The 15,755-nt window shown below is 46.5% G+C and carries 10 protein-coding genes; 4 read left to right on the forward strand and 6 right to left on the reverse strand.

Translation table 11 applies throughout. The features are described from left to right. Positions 1-52 precede the first annotated feature (52 nt). The 3 genes from treY to glgX are packed head-to-tail and all read right to left on the reverse strand — an operon-like array spanning position 53 to position 8,292. Positions 53-4,267 (reverse strand): malto-oligosyltrehalose synthase, encoded by a 4,215-nt coding sequence (treY, locus tag J4N23_RS13580; protein WP_207428060.1) that lies wholly within the window; start codon positions 4,265-4,267, stop codon positions 53-55. A 43-nt stretch (positions 4,268-4,310) separates the two neighbouring features. Further along, on the reverse strand, positions 4,311-6,146 hold the full coding sequence (gene treZ / locus J4N23_RS13585) for a malto-oligosyltrehalose trehalohydrolase (protein ID WP_207428062.1): 1,836 nt from the start codon (positions 6,144-6,146) through the stop codon (positions 4,311-4,313). Further along, positions 6,133-8,292: a glycogen debranching protein GlgX gene (gene glgX / locus J4N23_RS13590; protein WP_207428063.1), complete on the reverse strand. Its 2,160-nt coding sequence runs from the start codon at positions 8,290-8,292 to the stop codon at positions 6,133-6,135. Before glgX ends, treZ begins: the two co-directional genes overlap by 14 nt. A 159-nt stretch (positions 8,293-8,451) precedes the next feature. Between glgX and J4N23_RS13595 the strand changes: the two genes are divergently transcribed. Beyond that, on the forward strand, positions 8,452-8,841 hold the full coding sequence (locus J4N23_RS13595; RefSeq protein WP_207428066.1) for a PleD family two-component system response regulator: 390 nt from the start codon (positions 8,452-8,454) through the stop codon (positions 8,839-8,841). 9 nt (positions 8,842-8,850) lie between these two features. Here the strand turns inward: J4N23_RS13595 and J4N23_RS13600 are convergent, their stop codons facing one another. The 3 genes from J4N23_RS13600 to tilS form a co-directional block, all read right to left on the reverse strand. After that, on the reverse strand, positions 8,851-9,099 hold the full coding sequence (locus J4N23_RS13600; protein ID WP_207428068.1) for a hypothetical protein: 249 nt from the start codon (positions 9,097-9,099) through the stop codon (positions 8,851-8,853). 405 nt (positions 9,100-9,504) lie between these two features. Continuing rightward, positions 9,505-9,987: a hypothetical protein gene (locus J4N23_RS13605; protein WP_207428070.1), complete on the reverse strand. Its 483-nt coding sequence runs from the start codon at positions 9,985-9,987 to the stop codon at positions 9,505-9,507. Beyond that, positions 9,977-11,326, reverse strand: coding sequence for a tRNA lysidine(34) synthetase TilS (tilS, locus tag J4N23_RS13610; RefSeq protein ID WP_207428072.1), 1,350 nt, complete (start codon positions 11,324-11,326; stop codon positions 9,977-9,979). The genes J4N23_RS13605 and tilS overlap by 11 nt, the downstream gene beginning before the upstream one ends. A gap of 88 nt (positions 11,327-11,414) precedes the next feature. On the opposite strand from tilS, the gene J4N23_RS13615 reads away from it, so the two are divergent. From J4N23_RS13615 to J4N23_RS13625, 3 genes are all read left to right on the forward strand, one after another. Beyond that, the gene (locus J4N23_RS13615) at positions 11,415-13,478 is read left to right on the forward strand and encodes an OstA-like protein (RefSeq protein ID WP_207428074.1); all 2,064 of its coding nucleotides are present in this window, start codon (positions 11,415-11,417) and stop codon (positions 13,476-13,478) included. Between the two features lie 197 nt (positions 13,479-13,675). After that, positions 13,676-14,635 carry a YjgN family protein gene (locus J4N23_RS13620; protein ID WP_207428076.1) on the forward strand — a complete coding sequence of 320 codons (960 nt, stop codon included), beginning with the start codon at positions 13,676-13,678 and terminating at the stop codon, positions 14,633-14,635. A gap of 1 nt (position 14,636) precedes the next feature. Beyond that, a complete protein-coding gene (locus J4N23_RS13625; RefSeq protein ID WP_207428078.1) occupies positions 14,637-15,722 on the forward strand; it encodes a M48 family metallopeptidase in 1,086 nt (361 codons plus the stop codon). The last annotated feature ends 33 nt before the right edge of the window (positions 15,723-15,755 follow it).

The raw sequence follows: 15,755 nt of genomic DNA on the forward strand, positions 1-15,755 counted from the left end.
AAAACAAGAACGACGGAAAGAAATACTCCGCGTTCTTGTTGAGGAAGTAAGGTTACTCCCTGTTATATAGTTTAACCCATTTTGGGATCCATTTGAGGTTGGCATCCTTTAACAACTGAGGATCAAGGCGCCATGCCCAGTTGTTTTCTGCTGATGAAGGGGTGTTCATGCGGGCGCTTTCATCCAGTCCCAACAGATCTTGCATAGGCAGGATAACGGTTTTAGCGACGGACGCATAGCCCAGTTTCGCGAGCAACTTGTGGACGTTCTTATCGTCTACGCTTTCGCCGGTGTATTCCTCCAGGTTTTTCCGCTCGGTTTTTCCGGCTTCGGTATGAAACCAGCCTACGGTCGTATTATTATCGTGTGTGCCGGTATAGCAGAAAAAGTTGGGATTGTAGTTGTGTGGGATATCAATAGATTCCGGCATGTTATCGCCGAATGCAAACTGCAGGACTTTCATGCCCGGAAACTCAAACTCGTCCCGGAGATCGTATACGGGCTGATCTATATCCCCCAGGTCCTCTGCGACAAAAGGCAGTTTACCTAGTTTCGCTTCCAGGGCCTGGAAAAATTCAGAAGCCGGTCCCTGGATCCATTGTCCGTTTTTAGCCGTTTCTTCGCCGGCCGGAACTTCCCAATAAGTAGAGAAGGCGCGGAAGTGATCCAATCGCAGCACATCGAAAAGCTCCATGTTCTTTTGAATGCGGTTGATCCACCATTCATACCCCTGCTCTTTCAATACATCCCACCTGAATACGGGCATACCCCACAGTTGGCCGTTCTCGTTGAAATAATCAGGTGGAACTCCTGAAGTGCCGATCTGTTTGCCATTTTCATCCAGTTTAAACAGCTCGGGGCGCGACCACACGTCTGCAGAATCATAGCTGACATAGAAGGGGAGGTCCCCAAAGATCTTGATACCAAGCTTATTGCAATAAGATCTTAGAGCTTTCCACTGCTTCATGAAAAGAAACTGTAAAAACATAGTCTTTTCCAGCGTTGCCGCATGCTGCGAACTAAAGCGCTCAAGTTCCGTCTTATCCCGCAATCGAAAATGTTCGGGCCATTCATACCAGGGTCGTCCCCCGTGCTGCAATTTCAGGCCGATGTAAAGCGCGTAGTTATTCAGCCAGGAAGCTTCTTTAGCGCAGAAAGCTTCAAATTCTGTAGCGAGGGAGGAGAAGGCACCTTTCTTAAAAGTGTTAAAAGCAACCTCGAAGAGAATGTCCTTTTGTTTTTCTGCTGCTTTAAAATTAGCCTTATCTTTTACCGGAAGGCGAAAGTCTTTCAGATCCTTCTTCTCGAGCAAGCCTTCATCTACCAATAGCTCCGGACTGATTAGCAAAGTATTGCCGGCCATACTGGAAATAGCGCTGTAGGGAGAGTATCCCTGCCCCGCTTCGGTGGGGCTTAAGGGTAGGATCTGCCAGTATTTCTGTTTCATAGAGACGAGGAAGTCGGCAAAGCGTTTCGCCTCAGGCCCCATGTCGCCGATGCCAAAGGCCGATGGAAGCGAAGTAATGTGCAGCAGGATTCCCGCTCCACGCTCGTTTACCGGCTGTTTCAGTTTCAATAGTGCCAGAGGGGCCTTATCGAACAGGTCTTTTACCAGAATTTCCCCCTCAACCTTGCCACGCTCTTTGGTTAGAACGTTCTCGAAGACAACAGGTACGTTCTCTGGTAGCACCACCCGAGTTTCCTTCCATTTCAAATCCAGAATATCCTTTTTCTGTTCTTTGGAGATGGAGGCCAGGTGCAAGGGCACAATAACCACATACCAGGTTTGCTGGTGGTGGCGGGCGAAGGCCAGGATCTGGTCCTTGTACTTTCCTTTTACCTTCAGCGGGATGTAGGCCGCTTTTTCGAATACATCTTTTTCTGCTTTCCGCTCGTTAAACAATAAATTGGTAAGCCAGAGCTTTATTTTTCCATCATACCTGTTCTCCCAAAGGTTCTCCAGCAATGCTCGCCGGTCTTGACGGAAGGCCTCCAGTTCAGTCAGCCACTGCTCCCGTTTCTGATAGTCTACAGGTCTGCGGTTGTCCGGATCTACGAGGCTCAGGTCGTATAGTTCACAGCCCTGATAAACATCCGGCACGCCGGGGCTGGTAAATTTAAGTAGGACCTGGATGAGCGAGTTGACGATGCCAAAGTCGGCTACCTTTTTATGCAGCGGCCGGAAGTGCTTCCAAAACTGCTTGTCGGGATCAAGCAAACCTGCCGCGAAATTTTTGGCTGCTTCTTCGTATTGCTGATCCGGGCTTGTCCAGTTGGAGTGTTGTTTTGCTTCCCGCAGGGCCTTTTCAATATAGTCCTGAATACGGTTTTTAAAGTTATCCTCATCCTGGCCGGGCATCGGCCATGCCCCGATCAGGTTCTGATAAATAAGGTATTCGTCGTTTGCGTCGGGGGCGTTCTCCTGCTTCTGCGATGCGTTCAGGTATTGCCAGAGCTTCACAGCTTCTAACCATTCGTCAGCAATGTCGGTAAGAACATTCAGTCTTGCCCGCACATCTTCTCCGCGTTTTGTATCATGTGTGGATGTGGCGTTGATGGATAGCGGCCAGTTTTCCTGCCTGTCGATCATCCGCTGGTGAAACTCTTCGATGGTGTGCCCGAATGCCTCCGGAGAATCTCCGACCTCATTATGGCCCACGAAGCGGTTGTACGTGTACATCAAGGTATCCTCAACTCCCTTGGCCATCAGGGGTCCGCTGAACTGCATCAATCGCTGATAAAAGTGCAGCGCTTTTTGGTTGTATTCCTCGTTGCCTTCTTTAGTCTTACGAACTATTACATCTTCAAGCGTGTCAATAGCTGCCGATAACCCGGTCTTGCTTTTTCTAATGCGCTTGAAAATATCAAGCAATGCTTCTTCCTCTTCCTTGTCTAGCGGTAAACTGTTACCATAATAGCGGTACACAGGGCATTGTATCAACACCTCGCCGATAGCTTGTTTAAAGGTTGCGGTATCCACATCGAGCTCCTCTACCAGTTGTTGCTTTACAAAGAGCTGATACAGATTGTCGAGTTCACCCTGCATGTGCTCGTTCAGGATGTGTGCTTTTTTGTCGTGGATCTGCTGGTGTACCGAATTCTTTTCGTCAACAAGCTTCTGATAGAACTTCGTAAACAACTTCTCATTCTCGTTATTGGTGAGCAGGTTATTTACAACCGACAGGAAGTCGTACCCGGTGTTGCCCTGAATCGGCCAGCGTTTAGGGATGTCTTCTCCGGGTTCTAATATCTTCTCAACCACCACGTAGGTATCTTCACCTACCAGTTTCCGTAAATCCTGCAGGTATCGGGTGGGATCATAAAGCCCATCCACATGGTCTATCCGCAAGCCCTGGAAGATCCCCTGGTCCACCAGCTCCTTAATGTAAGTATGGAAGTATTTGAAGACATCCTCGTTTTGAATGTTGAGGCAGATCAGGCTGTTCACGGTGAAGAAGCGGCGGAAGTTAATTTGCTTATCGGTCTCCTGCCAGTGACAAAGCTGGTAGTTTTGCTCCCGGGCTATTTCCAGCAGGTCTTCCTTGCTGCTATTCAACTGCTCTACGTTTCTATCGATAGCGCTTCTTACAGCGTCGTTTTTCATCAGGGAAGTCAGTTGCAGTAGCACTTCATCCCAGCGTTCCTTATAGATCTTCGGATCTTCCACCTGGTGCGCCCGGTGCATTTGCTGGAGGAGCTGCTCAAGTGCCTGAACGGGTGCTTGTCCGCCAGCAAAAATTTTTTGGTACGTTTTGGGATTTAAGGGATAAGCGCTATCGTAGTACTTCAGTACAAAGCGCTGCCCCTGGTATTCGATCTTTAGCTCCCCGTTATTCACCACCTCCTCAAGCGACGAACCCAGGAAAGGGACCATTACCCGGCCACCGTGCAACGGACTTTCCCATCCAATGTCAAAGAATTCGGCAAAAGTTGACTGGCGGCCTTTCTCCAGCACATCCATTAGCCAGGGATTTTGCGAATGGAAAGCCATATGATTGGGTACAATATCCTGCAGCCAGCCTATATTGTCCTCGTCCAGCTCGGTGCGTAGGCGTTTCAGTTGCTCTTCTGAACCGATTTCAGGATTGATAAGATGCGGGTTCAGCGCATCGTAGCCATGCGTACTGCCAGGAGTTGATTGAAATATTGGCGAGGCATAAATGGTGCTTACTCCTAATTTCTTTAAATAAGGGACGATAGACTCGAACTCATCGAAAGTGAATTCTTTATGAAACTGTAATCGGTATGTGGCAACAGGGTTGTGCATGTGAAGTGGTGTATTTCAAGTTATAGATGTCTTTATTGTCTTCTTAATAGGTATATATTAAAATGCTTTCCGGAGGAACGCTCAATGTTGCTCCGCCCTCTATTTCCGCCGGAGCAGTTGCTGTTCCACCCCATTCAGGAGCTGCAGAGTTAAGCACATTCTTCCATTTATACCCGTTCGGTGTCTTCAGATCCTGCTCCTGTTGGGAAAAGTTCATGGCGACAAAAACGTGCTGATTTTCATACGAACGCAGAAGAGAGAGGGTTTGACTCGCTTCATCTGCCTCAACCTGCAGCAGTTTCCTGTTAAGGCGGTGGAGAGCGGGTAGCTCTTTCCTCAACTGAATTAGTTTTTTATAGAAACTGAACATAGTTGCGTGCGGGTCTTTCGTCAGCAGCTGCCATTGAAGCTTGGACTCATTGAACGTCTCTTCAGAGACAGGGTCGGGTGCTTCACCTTCTGCATGGAAAGCCGCGAATTCTGCTTTTCGTCCTTTGCGTACCGCTTCGGCCAGTTCAGTATCGGTATGACTCACAAAGTAGAGGAAGGGATGTGTTTCAGCATATTCTTCACCCATGAAGAGCATGGGCAAGTAGGGACTTACTAAAACGGCTCCTGCCATCAGCTTCTGCATGTCAAAACTTACCAGCTGACTGGTTCGCTCTCCGAGCATCCGGTTTCCCACCTGGTCATGGTTCTGAGAGAACACGATGAATTGCTTTCCAGGATTGCTCTCCGCCTTAATACCAAACGTTTTTTGCCGATGTGGTGAGAACTGACCGTCGTAAACGTAGGCATCCTGATATGATTTTGCCAGATGGGTGATGCCCGTGAAGTCGGAGTAATAGCCATTGCGCTCCTCGCCAGCTGTCACACGGAGTGCGTGGTGAAACTCGTCGATCCATTGTGCATCCATGCCGAAGCCCTGTTCGCTGAGCGGGTTAATGAAGCGGGTATCATTCAGGTCGAGCTCCACGATCAGGTAATGGCGGCGACCTGTTTCCTTCATCAATTCGTCGACACGCAGTTTTATCTCACGTAAAATATGAACCGGACTAAAATCCTTAATGGCGTGTACGGCGTCCATACGCAAGGCATCTATATGAAAGTCCCGAAACCACATGAGCACATTCTCAATGAAGTATTGTCTCACTCCATCACACCAAGCATCGTCAAAGTTCAAAGCATTTCCCCAAGGGGTGTTGTACTTTTCAGTGAAGTAGTGCCCGAAGTCGCCAAGGTAGTTACCTTCCGGGCCCATGTGATTGTACACCACGTCCAGTACTACTGCAATTCCTGCCTTGTGGCAGGCCTGCACAAGCCGTTGTAGTGCTTCGGGACCGCCATAGGTGTTTTGAGTAGCATAGGGGAGTACGCCATCGTAGCCCCAGTTTCGTCCTCCTGGGAATTGAGCCACCGGCATGATCTCGATGGCATTAACACCGAGCTCTTTCAAATAGTCTAGCTTTTGCTCGATACCCGCAAAGGTTCCTTCTTCGGTGAATGTCCCGGTATGTAACTCGTACAAAATATAGTCCTCGAGGTCCTGATTGTTCCAGTCCTGGTCATCCCATTTGAAGGCCTTAAGGTCAAAGGCAATGGAGGGTCCGTGTACCGTTTCCTCCTGCTGCAGAGATGCAGGATCGGGGCGCTCTTTTTCGCCGTCAAGGAGAAAGGAATATTTATCGCCCGGCTTTATTGTGGCAGTTTTTGCTGTCCAGTATCCGAATTCCTGTTCTTCGAGGCTGATTTTCTGCTGGCTATCTGTCAGCAGCAGCTCTACCTGCTTTGCTTTAGGTGCCCAAACTAGTATCTCAGCCTGGCCGCCCGATGTAAAGTTTACTCCGAGCGACCGTTTAGTTATATTAAGCTGGTTCATTAACATTATCTACGTGAAGTGGATTTTTTAATACGATCACAGAGCGGCTCTCCACCATTAGTGAATCTCCTGCTTTGAATACCGGACCATCATTGCTGTCAGCAATAAATCCAGTATGTGTATCAAGGATTTTGATCCATTGCATACCGTATTTTGCTTCCGGTAAAACGTATTTAAGAGGCTCGTAGTGGGCGTTGAAGATCACATAAAAACTGTCGTCTACAATTTGCTCTCCCTTTGGTCCTACGGTACGGATACCTTTTCCATTCAGGAATACGGCCAGGGATTTGGCAAAATCGTGGTTCCAGTTCTCCTCCGGCATCTCTATGCCCTCAGGTAAAAACCAGGCGATGTCTTCGAGTCCGATACCTTTTATGGGTTGTCCCTTAAACCACCTTCTTCTTCTAAAGATGGGGTGCCATTTCCGGAGGTGAATCAGTTTCTGCGTAAATTCTGTCAACTCGTTATCTGCTTTCTCCCAATCGAACCAGGAGATCTCGTTGTCCTGACAGTAGGCGTTGTTATTTCCGCCCTGAGACCTGGCTCCCTCGTCGCCTGCAAGCAACATTGGAACTCCCTGCGAAAGGAAAAGCGTAGCAAGGAAATTCCGTTTCTGCTTATTTCGCAGCTCTATTATTTCGGGATCATCTGTCAGGCCTTCCACGCCGCAATTCCAGGAGCGGTTGTGACTGTCGCCATCATTATTGTCTTCGCCGTTAGCCTCATTGTGTTTTTCATTGTAGGATACGAGGTCGTTCAGGGTGAAGCCGTCGTGCGCGGTGATGAAATTGATACTGGCGGTTGGACGGCGATAGTCATCCCGATAAAGGTCAGCACTTCCGGTAAAGCGCTCAGCAAATTCTCCCAGTATGCTGTCGGCACCTCTCCAATAGTCGCGGATACAATCCCGGTATTTACCATTCCATTCGGCCCATCCGGGAGGAAAGTTTCCTACCTGATAGCCGCCCTCTCCAATATCCCATGGCTCCGCAATCAGCTTAACCTGAGAGATAATCGGATCTTGATGAATGATGTCAAAGAATGAACTCAAACGGTCTACTTCGTGGAGCTCGCGGGCGAGAGTAGCAGCAAGGTCAAAACGGAAGCCGTCTACGTGCATTTCCTGGATCCAGTATCGTAAGCTGTCCATAATTAGCCGGAGAACGCTTGGAAGATTCGCATTTAGCGTATTTCCACACCCGGTATAATCCATGTAGTACCGTTTGTTCTCATCGGTGAGGCGGTAATAGGAAGCGTTATCGATTCCTCTGAAACAAAGGGTAGGCCCATTATGGTTTCCCTCTGCTGTGTGGTTGTACACCACGTCGAGGATCACCTCAATTCCGGCCTTGTGAAGCTCCTTTACCATATTCTTAAACTCAACCACCTGACCACCATGTGTACCACTGCTGGAATAGCGAATATCCGGAGCAAAGAAACCAATGGTGCTATAGCCCCAATAATTTGAGAGCCCTTTATCCTGCAGATAGCTGTCATTTACAAAGTGGTGTACCGGCATCAGCTCAACAGCAGTAATGCCCAGTTTCTTTAGATATTCGATGGTAACCGGATGAGCTATGGCTGCATACGAACCACGAATTTCCTCCGGAATGTCCGGGTGTAATTTTGTAAATCCCTTTACATGAGTTTCGTAGATAATCGATTTATGATAGGGAATCTTAGGAGGACGGTCGCCGCTCCAGTCGAAGTTATCATCAATCACCACGCATTTAGGCAGGTAAGGGGCGCTATCAGCATCATTGAAGCTTAGATCCTCGTCCGGGTCACCGATTTTGTATCCAAAGAGTGACTCATGCCATTTTATCGAACCAGCAATTGCCTTTGCGTAGGGGTCGAAAAGCAATTTGTTTGGGTTGAACCGATGTCCGTTCTCAGGCTCATAAGGCCCATGTACGCGATAGCCATAAAGTTGACCAGGTTTCAGGTCCGGAATATAGGCATGCCATACATGGTGGGTTCTCTCAATTAGTTTAATTCTAATATTCTCTGTGGCGTCGCTGTTCTTGTCAAAAAGGCAAAGTTCTACAGCGGTAGCATTTTCAGCATATAAAGCGAAATTTACGCCCTGGCCGTCCCAAGTGGCGCCGAGGGGGTAGGGGTTTCCTGGGTAGATAGTTATGTTCATACTGCATTAAAATGATTTTAAGATTCAAATGTTTGGACTGCTCTCCTAAAAATTTGTCAGACTATTTCCTTCAACTTTTCAGGCTTTTTGAAAACTATTTGTCGGTAAAAAAGCTTAATTAACTAGCTAATTGCCAGTGTAAATGAAAGGAGAAATGGTATGAAAAAGATTTTGGTGCTCGACGACGACGAGACAATTCTGGAAGCCTTGGAAGATGCACTAACTTGTCTGAACTACGAGGTGAAAACGGTAAAAGAAGTGAAAAGCTTGTTCCCTTTGCTGGAGGCCTACAAACCACACCTGCTGTTACTTGACTTTATGCTTTCCAACAGCAATGGAGGCGCAATTTGTCACCAGATAAAAACTGCTCCCACCTTTCATAACCTTCCGGTGATCATGATGTCAGGATACAATGACGTAAATGAACTTTCGCAGAAGTCGGGCTGCAACGAGTTTATAAAAAAGCCATTCGACCTGATGGAGCTCGATAAAAAGATAAGGGCCTGCCTGGAGTCCAATGAAAACGCTGAACTGATGAACGGTGCTTGAGCTGGTAGTCTAGCTCATTTTGTCGTTTAGAAGCTCGTTTATTTCGTCGTTATCCAGCTGCAATAGCATCGATCCCATCAAAATCGCGTGCTTGTCATGCCTTTTAAAGCAATCAATTACCGCCTTTCTGATATGGTTGTGATCCAGCTTGCCTTCAAAATAAGCACGCTTAATGTACTGGATAAACCTGTTCCCTCTTTTATTTTTATTCTCTTCGAGGTAGCCTGATACCTGTGTCTTCACTTCAAGAGTTCCCATGAGTATTAATAGAGAGAGGTTAATATGGAGATGAGCAGTGTAACCGCAATTAAAACAGCGTAAGTGATCTTGTCGAACCTTCTATTTTGGTTGCGGCTTAATTTTGAGCGAAAGTTAGTAGTGGGATAGTATTTTAAAAGCATAGGTAGATGTTTTAATTACCGGCTAAGCTGCAAAACATAGGCCAGTCACTATCAAATTTTACAAAAGGCCTCAAAAAAATTCAAGAAGTAGTCCGTTTTGACAAAAACTGTAAATCGCTGAGTCTTAACAGGAAAGGCAGGAGGTGCTACTGGATATAAAAAAGGGCGGAGGGCTGTAAAAAAAGTGTACAGTGTTAGCAATAAAGAACAGCTAAAACTTGTAAATGTTTGAGGTGAGAGTAGCAGAGCAGAACGAGTCCTGCTAAGAAGCCATCTCTTTTTTGATAGCGGCTTCCAGTTCCCTGGGGTGCTGCGTGCCAATGATGTACTCCAGTCCATCACGATCAATCAAGGATACTGCATCTTTCCCGCTGGCATAAAAGCGTATTTTCCCTTTTTGATGGAGATTGTAAACGGGATTATTGATCAGGAAGGGACTGTATGGCTTCTGTGTTACTTTGACAATGCTGTTCAGATCAATCTTTACCAATTTGGTTGTCCACAATCCGTTCAGGACGACGCTTTTATTTTGTACGATGGTTCTGTAGTGGACCATAAACAACATGAGGATAGATGCAACAAAAATCAAAGCGCCCACCAGGAGAAATAAGTCGCCGTTTCGCTCACGACCTTCCGTAATATAATAGGCTGCAATACAAAACAGTATCATCACTGCCCGGATGCTTATTCGGTAGTAGTCTCGCCCCAGATACTGGGTTTCATGATATGCTGCTTTAGTTGCCATATGGTTTATGCTTTTCGAAGATATAAACTTTCCTGGTTTTCGGAGTGATCTTATATCGGTCATCAATCCTCCAGCCTACAATCCAAACAATATCTCCATTCCCATTTTCTAAAATCGGGATCGTATTTTTATCACTGAGAGCCACCTTCTGGCCAATGAAAAAGTCGCTGAGCTTTTTCTTTCCTTTCATCCCGAAAGGGTAAAAATAATCTCCCCTATTCCAATAACGTAATTTTAATGGAAATTGTAACAGGTCTGCATCGAGCATGGCGATGTGCGGGTTTTTACTAAGACTGATCTTATCAGCACTTTTACAGTGATAAATCAGTGAAAACTGCGGATGGCGTAAAGCTGCTTCGTCCTTATGGACTAAAGTAACTTCCTGAGCTGTATCTTGTGATTTCATCAAATAAGCTTTTTCACGGTCAATTAAAAGTTGGTGGGTGGCTGACAAAAACTTTTTGCCCGGCTGGCCCTTCCAGCCTTCTGAGAAATCACGGAGTACTGATTCACTAAATCCATAAGGTTTAAAAAGATGATAAAGTAAAAGGTTCTTTGGTTCTAATTGGCGCAAGGCAGGCAAAGGGATGAGGGTCTTGCCATCTCTTTGAGGGATAAACAGCTCCTGTCTAAGTTGCTCTACCTGCCTATCTAAAAAGGCTTCGAGTTCCAGAAAGCGGCGGGCGTTTTCTTTGAACGTCTCATCCAGCAAAGGATTTAATTCTTTGAGCGTCGGGATCACTTCGAGTCTGATTTTGTTCCTTGCGTATTTAGTTGAGCTGTTGGAGCTGTCTTCCCGGTACGAAAGTTTTTCCTGTTCCACCACCTCATCAATTTCCTCGCGAGTGAGGAAAAGTAAGGGCCGGATTAGCTTGTCCCGCTTCGGTAAAATGCCATGCAGGCCCGAGATCCCTGTCCCCCTTACCAGGTTGAGTAAAACGGTTTCTGTGGTATCACTGGCATGATGGGCTAAAGCAATGTATCGGAAGTTTTCTTTTTGTCTCAGCTCCTCCAACCAGGAATAACGTAGCTCTCTCGCTGCCATCTGGATAGAGACTTTGTGGACTGCCGCGTACTCCCTCGTATTGAAGCGGGTGCTGTAGAAGGGTTTTTGGATGTCTTCGGCTAAATCCCGAACGAATGTTTCGTCATCGTCAGATTCCTGGCCCCGTAGACCGAAGTTGCAGTGTGCAATACCAAAAGTGAAATTGGCGGCGTTAAACAAATGTGCCAAAAGAACGGAGTCGCGACCTCCGCTAACAGCCAGCAAAACAGCATCAGAACCCGAGAAGAGACGGTGTTGTTGAATAAAGTTTAAAAATTGGTTGAGAGGCAACATCGGTCAAAAATATCGAATTATTCCTGAACACAGGGCGACCCGATCAGACCGACTAAATTTACACAATTAAAAAGGTTATTTTTGTAGCGTGAAGAAATTATTTTTTCTTTTAGTTCTGATAATAAATGCAGCAGCTACCTTCGCTCAACAAGGGAAGAAAGTCGAGCTAACTAATTCTCAGTCACTAAGTTTTACTAAGGGTGGGCTGATCAAAGTAATGCGGCCTATTTTTACTCAGGAGGGTTCAACTCTTGCTGCTGATAGTGCCTACTATAATCAAAACGCCAATACATTTGATGCTTTTGGGAATGTAGTGATTACGCAGCCCGGAGGTACTACCGTGTATGCCGACTTGTTGAATTACTTTGGAAATACCCGGTTAGCACTGCTAACAGGAAATGTTCGGCTGGTTGACAAGGAAGCAGTGCTTACCACTAATTATCTCACCTACAACATGGGGACAAAAATCGGAACTTATGTCGGTGGGGGCCAGATAGTGAACGGTCCGGATGTGCTGACCAGCAGAAATGGCTATTATTTCGCCAACAGCCGTGATGCATACTTCCGCTATGATGTAAAGGTCAATACTCCTGATGCGCTGATCACCACCGATACCCTGAAGTACAACTCCGGAACGCGGGTAGCCAACTTCTACGGTCCGACAAATATTAAGGGAAAGAGGGATCAAACAAATCTCTATACTGAAAACGGACGATACAACACACTGACTGATCAGGCCTGGTTCGGTAAGAAGAACCTATACACGGAAGGCACCAAATCATTGCGGGGCGATAGTTTGTATTACGATGGGAAGGTCGGCTTTGGTAAAGCTATCAATAACATCACTTTTATCGATACTGAGCAAAAAATTACGCTCAAGGGCGATCAGGGGATTTATCGTAAAAAGGACGAAAGTGCACTGGTAACACGGAATGCCTACGTTATCTTGCAGACGGAACAGGACTCCGCGAAGGTGGACTCAGTATATATGGCTGCAGATACGTTGCTTACTAAAATGATCTTTCTGCGTAACCTGCCGCCCGTAAATAAAGAAGACTTGAAATCAGATCAGGAAGTAGATGATATTGTTGACGAGGCCCGGGACATTGAGAGCGAGGAGAATCCGATTATTGTAAACCGGCGCCTAGCTCCGGCAGACACAGCGGCTGTTCCCACAAATACAGCCATTGTACGAACTGATTCAGTGGCGGCAGCTCTTCCGGATTCAATAGCATCCGTGGCCGTCGCAGATACTTTGCAGAAGGAAGCGCTGGCGCAGGAAGAACCGCAAAAAAAGAAAAAAGGCTTGTTCGGCTTGTTTAAGAAGAAGTCGAAGGAGACGAGGGACGCAAACGCACAGGTAAAACCGGCTAGTGCAGAGTCGAGGGATAGGAATCGGAAGGCTGGCACTGAGACAGCGGCGGCGGACAGCCTGAAGAAGGACTCTGTTGACCTGGCCCGAAGGGACTCGCTGAAGAGTCTGCCGCTCGATACCACAAGAACGCGTATCGTTCTTGCCTATAGAAAGGTCAAAATCTTTAAGTCCGACTTGCAGGCGAAGTCTGATTCTGCTTTTTATGCTTACGCAGATTCAACGATACGCTGCTATTACAAGCCGATGATGTGGACCCAAGGTTCACAGCTTTCAGGGGACACCGTATTCCTGCAATTAAAAAATAAGAAGCTGGACAATATGTTGCTGAAGAATAACGGGCTTATTGTGAGCACTGAGCTGGATTCTTCTAAGTTTAACCAGGTGAAAGGAAAGCTGTTGACAGGTCTATTCCGGAACAACCAGCTAAGCCAGATGTTCGTGGATGGGAACGCGGAAAGCATCTATTATACGGTAGAGGATAGTGCCTATTCGGGGATGAACCGGGCGCTGAGTAGCAGGATGCGACTGGAGTTTAGCGAAAATAAGCTGAAGGACGTAATGCTGGTGCGAAAGCCGGAAGGAAAGTACTATCCTATAAACAAAATTCCAAAAGACACGGAGATTCTCGAAGGCTTTGTGTGGAAGCCGAACGAACGACCGAAATCAAAAGAAGAAATTATTCCTTCAGCAAGAAGGAGGGTGCCGGCAAAAAGACCACCAGCGACCCCTAAAAAGCCTATCGCTGCAGCCAAAGCCACAGCGCAAAAGAAAACCTGATATACAAGATAAGTTCAACAATAGAGCTGCAGGTTGATCCTGCGGCTCTTTTCTTTTCTAACCGGGACTAACTCAAAGAAGAGAGCTGCGGCCTTTTTCACACTTTGTTTCCTTCTTTTGCAGGCATCTTATACCTCTTGACATCGGCATCTAAAAATTACTATATTTAGTTCAGATTCACTTATCACAATTTTAGAATGGAAACCCAAGAAACTCCAGTAAAGCAACTTGCTTTTTTAGGCAATGGAAGCAAGTTATTCAGCATCTACATTGTTAACCTACTACTCACCGCTGTCACCCTCGGTTTTTATTATCCGTGGGCAAAGGCTTCAGTTTTGAAATACTTGTATCAGGAAACCGAACTGGAGGGAAGCCGCTTCATGTTCCATGGAACGGGTAAAGAAATGTTCAAAGGCTTTATCAAGGCGGTGGCAGTGTTTGGCGTACTTTATGGAATTCTGGTCGCTGCTCAATTGTCGGGCGATTCAAGTCTGATATTAGCCGGCGCCCTGGTTTATCTGGCCGGGTTACTTATCCTTATCCCCCTCGCAGTTCATGGCTCGATGAAATACCGGATGTCCCGTACATCCTGGAGAGGGATTCACTTCGGGTACCGCGGCAAATTGTCGGACCTGATGATGCTTTTTATCAAAGGCTTCGTATTTACCATCTTTACGTTCGGAATCTATGGTCCCTGGTTTACTGTCAGTCTTCGGAAATACCTCATCGGTAACACCCGTTTTGGAAATGTTGAATTTGAATATACAGGTGAAGGGTCCGACCTGCTTGTGCTATACATTTCCGGTTACTTCCTCACCATCATTACCTTGGGTATCTATTCATTTTGGTTCGCAAAAGACTTGATCAACTACTTTATCGATAATATCCAATTGAAGCAAAATGGCCGGGAGATCCGTTTACAATCTTACCTCACTGGTGGAACCTATTTTCGGCTTGCCATTGTGAATATGTTTATCATTATTTTCTCGCTGGGTTTGGCTGCTCCCTGGGCAACAGTAAGAGCGATGCGCATCCTATTGTCGAATGTGTTTATTGAAGGAGAGCTGGATTTAAACGATCTGGAACAAACCGAGCGTCCATACACAGATGCAACAGGTGAAGACGTGGCGGATATGCTCGACATTGGTATCATGTAAGATGGATAGGTTTAACGTTCTGTATTTTGACGGGCAAACTTCCCTGCCGAAGGAGGCCGTGGTCTCCCTGGAGCTTCGACATCTTACCATCGTGTACTTGCAGGATGACGAAGAGAAAAGGGTGGTGTGGGAGCTCGATCAGATCCAGCCGATAGAAATTTCAGGAAATCTTCATATCCTCAGATATGGAGATTTTCCTTTACAGCAGATTGATTGCAAAGACCACCACTTTTATAAAGCACTTGCCGACCGATATCCCGGAGCTGCTTTTTTGAAGATAAGCTTTGCAGATCGGGTAAAGGGCTGGAATGTTGTAGCTATCACTCTCGGTTTTATTGCCATCATGGCCTCCGTTTACTTCCTGGTCTTACCTCCGGTTGCCGAGTTGCTTGCTGGTCAGATCCCGCAGACGATGGAGGTTCAGTTGGGAAATTCTTTGTACGAGGGTTTTGTTTCGGAATATGAGAAGAATGAGAAACTAACGAAGTTGACGAATAGCTTCTCCCGAGAAATAGATTTCAATACCTCTTATCCGATTGACGTTACGGTAGTGAAAAGCCCGCAGGTAAATGCCTTTGCATTGCCGGGAGGGAAGGTTGTGATTTATGACGGATTATTGAAAAAGATGCGCAGTGCGGAGGAGCTGGCCGCACTTTTGTCCCACGAAGTAGGCCACATAGAACACCGGCATTCCTTGAAATCCATTAGCAGAAGTTTATCCGGCTATATTTTTGTCTCCTTAATTCTAAACGATATCAATGGTTTAAGCGCTGTTTTGGTAGACAACGCCAACACGCTCAATAATCTCAGCTACTCGCGAAGTTTGGAAGCAGATGCTGACGCCCGGGCAGTAGAGACATTAGACAGGAACAATCTCGATCAAAAAGGCTTAGTTGGCTTGTTTGAAATCCTCAATAAGGAAGCAGGAGAGGATACCGATTATTTGAAGTTTTTAAGCACGCACCCGCTGACAAAAGAGCGGATGCAAAAGGCGAGGGAAGCAGCAGCTAAGCAAGGTCCTTTCAAGAAGAATCCGCGAATGGAAGAGCTGTTCCGGGAAATTAGCGAAAACGGAAAGGCTAAATAGTACTACTGGTCAAATAGGGACGGCCAGTACTAT

This window comes from Pedobacter sp. SYSU D00535 (assembly GCF_017355855.1).
Lineage (GTDB): Bacteria > Bacteroidota > Bacteroidia > Sphingobacteriales > Sphingobacteriaceae > Desertivirga.

Excerpts from the sequence above, each read along its gene's own strand:
- treY (WP_207428060.1), bottom strand. The coding sequence starts at position 4,267 with ATGCACAACCCTGTTGCCACATACCGATTACAGTTTCATAAAGAATTC.
- treZ (WP_207428062.1), bottom strand. The coding sequence starts at position 6,146 with ATGAACCAGCTTAATATAACTAAACGGTCGCTCGGAGTAAACTTTACA.
- glgX (WP_207428063.1), bottom strand. The coding sequence starts at position 8,292 with ATGAACATAACTATCTACCCAGGAAACCCCTACCCCCTCGGCGCCACT.
- J4N23_RS13595 (WP_207428066.1), top strand. The coding sequence starts at position 8,452 with ATGAAAAAGATTTTGGTGCTCGACGACGACGAGACAATTCTGGAAGCC.
- J4N23_RS13600 (WP_207428068.1), bottom strand. The coding sequence starts at position 9,099 with ATGGGAACTCTTGAAGTGAAGACACAGGTATCAGGCTACCTCGAAGAG.
- J4N23_RS13605 (WP_207428070.1), bottom strand. The coding sequence starts at position 9,987 with ATGGCAACTAAAGCAGCATATCATGAAACCCAGTATCTGGGGCGAGAC.
- tilS (WP_207428072.1), bottom strand. The coding sequence starts at position 11,326 with ATGTTGCCTCTCAACCAATTTTTAAACTTTATTCAACAACACCGTCTC.
- J4N23_RS13620 (WP_207428076.1), top strand. The coding sequence starts at position 13,676 with ATGGAAACCCAAGAAACTCCAGTAAAGCAACTTGCTTTTTTAGGCAAT.
- J4N23_RS13625 (WP_207428078.1), top strand. The coding sequence starts at position 14,637 with ATGGATAGGTTTAACGTTCTGTATTTTGACGGGCAAACTTCCCTGCCG.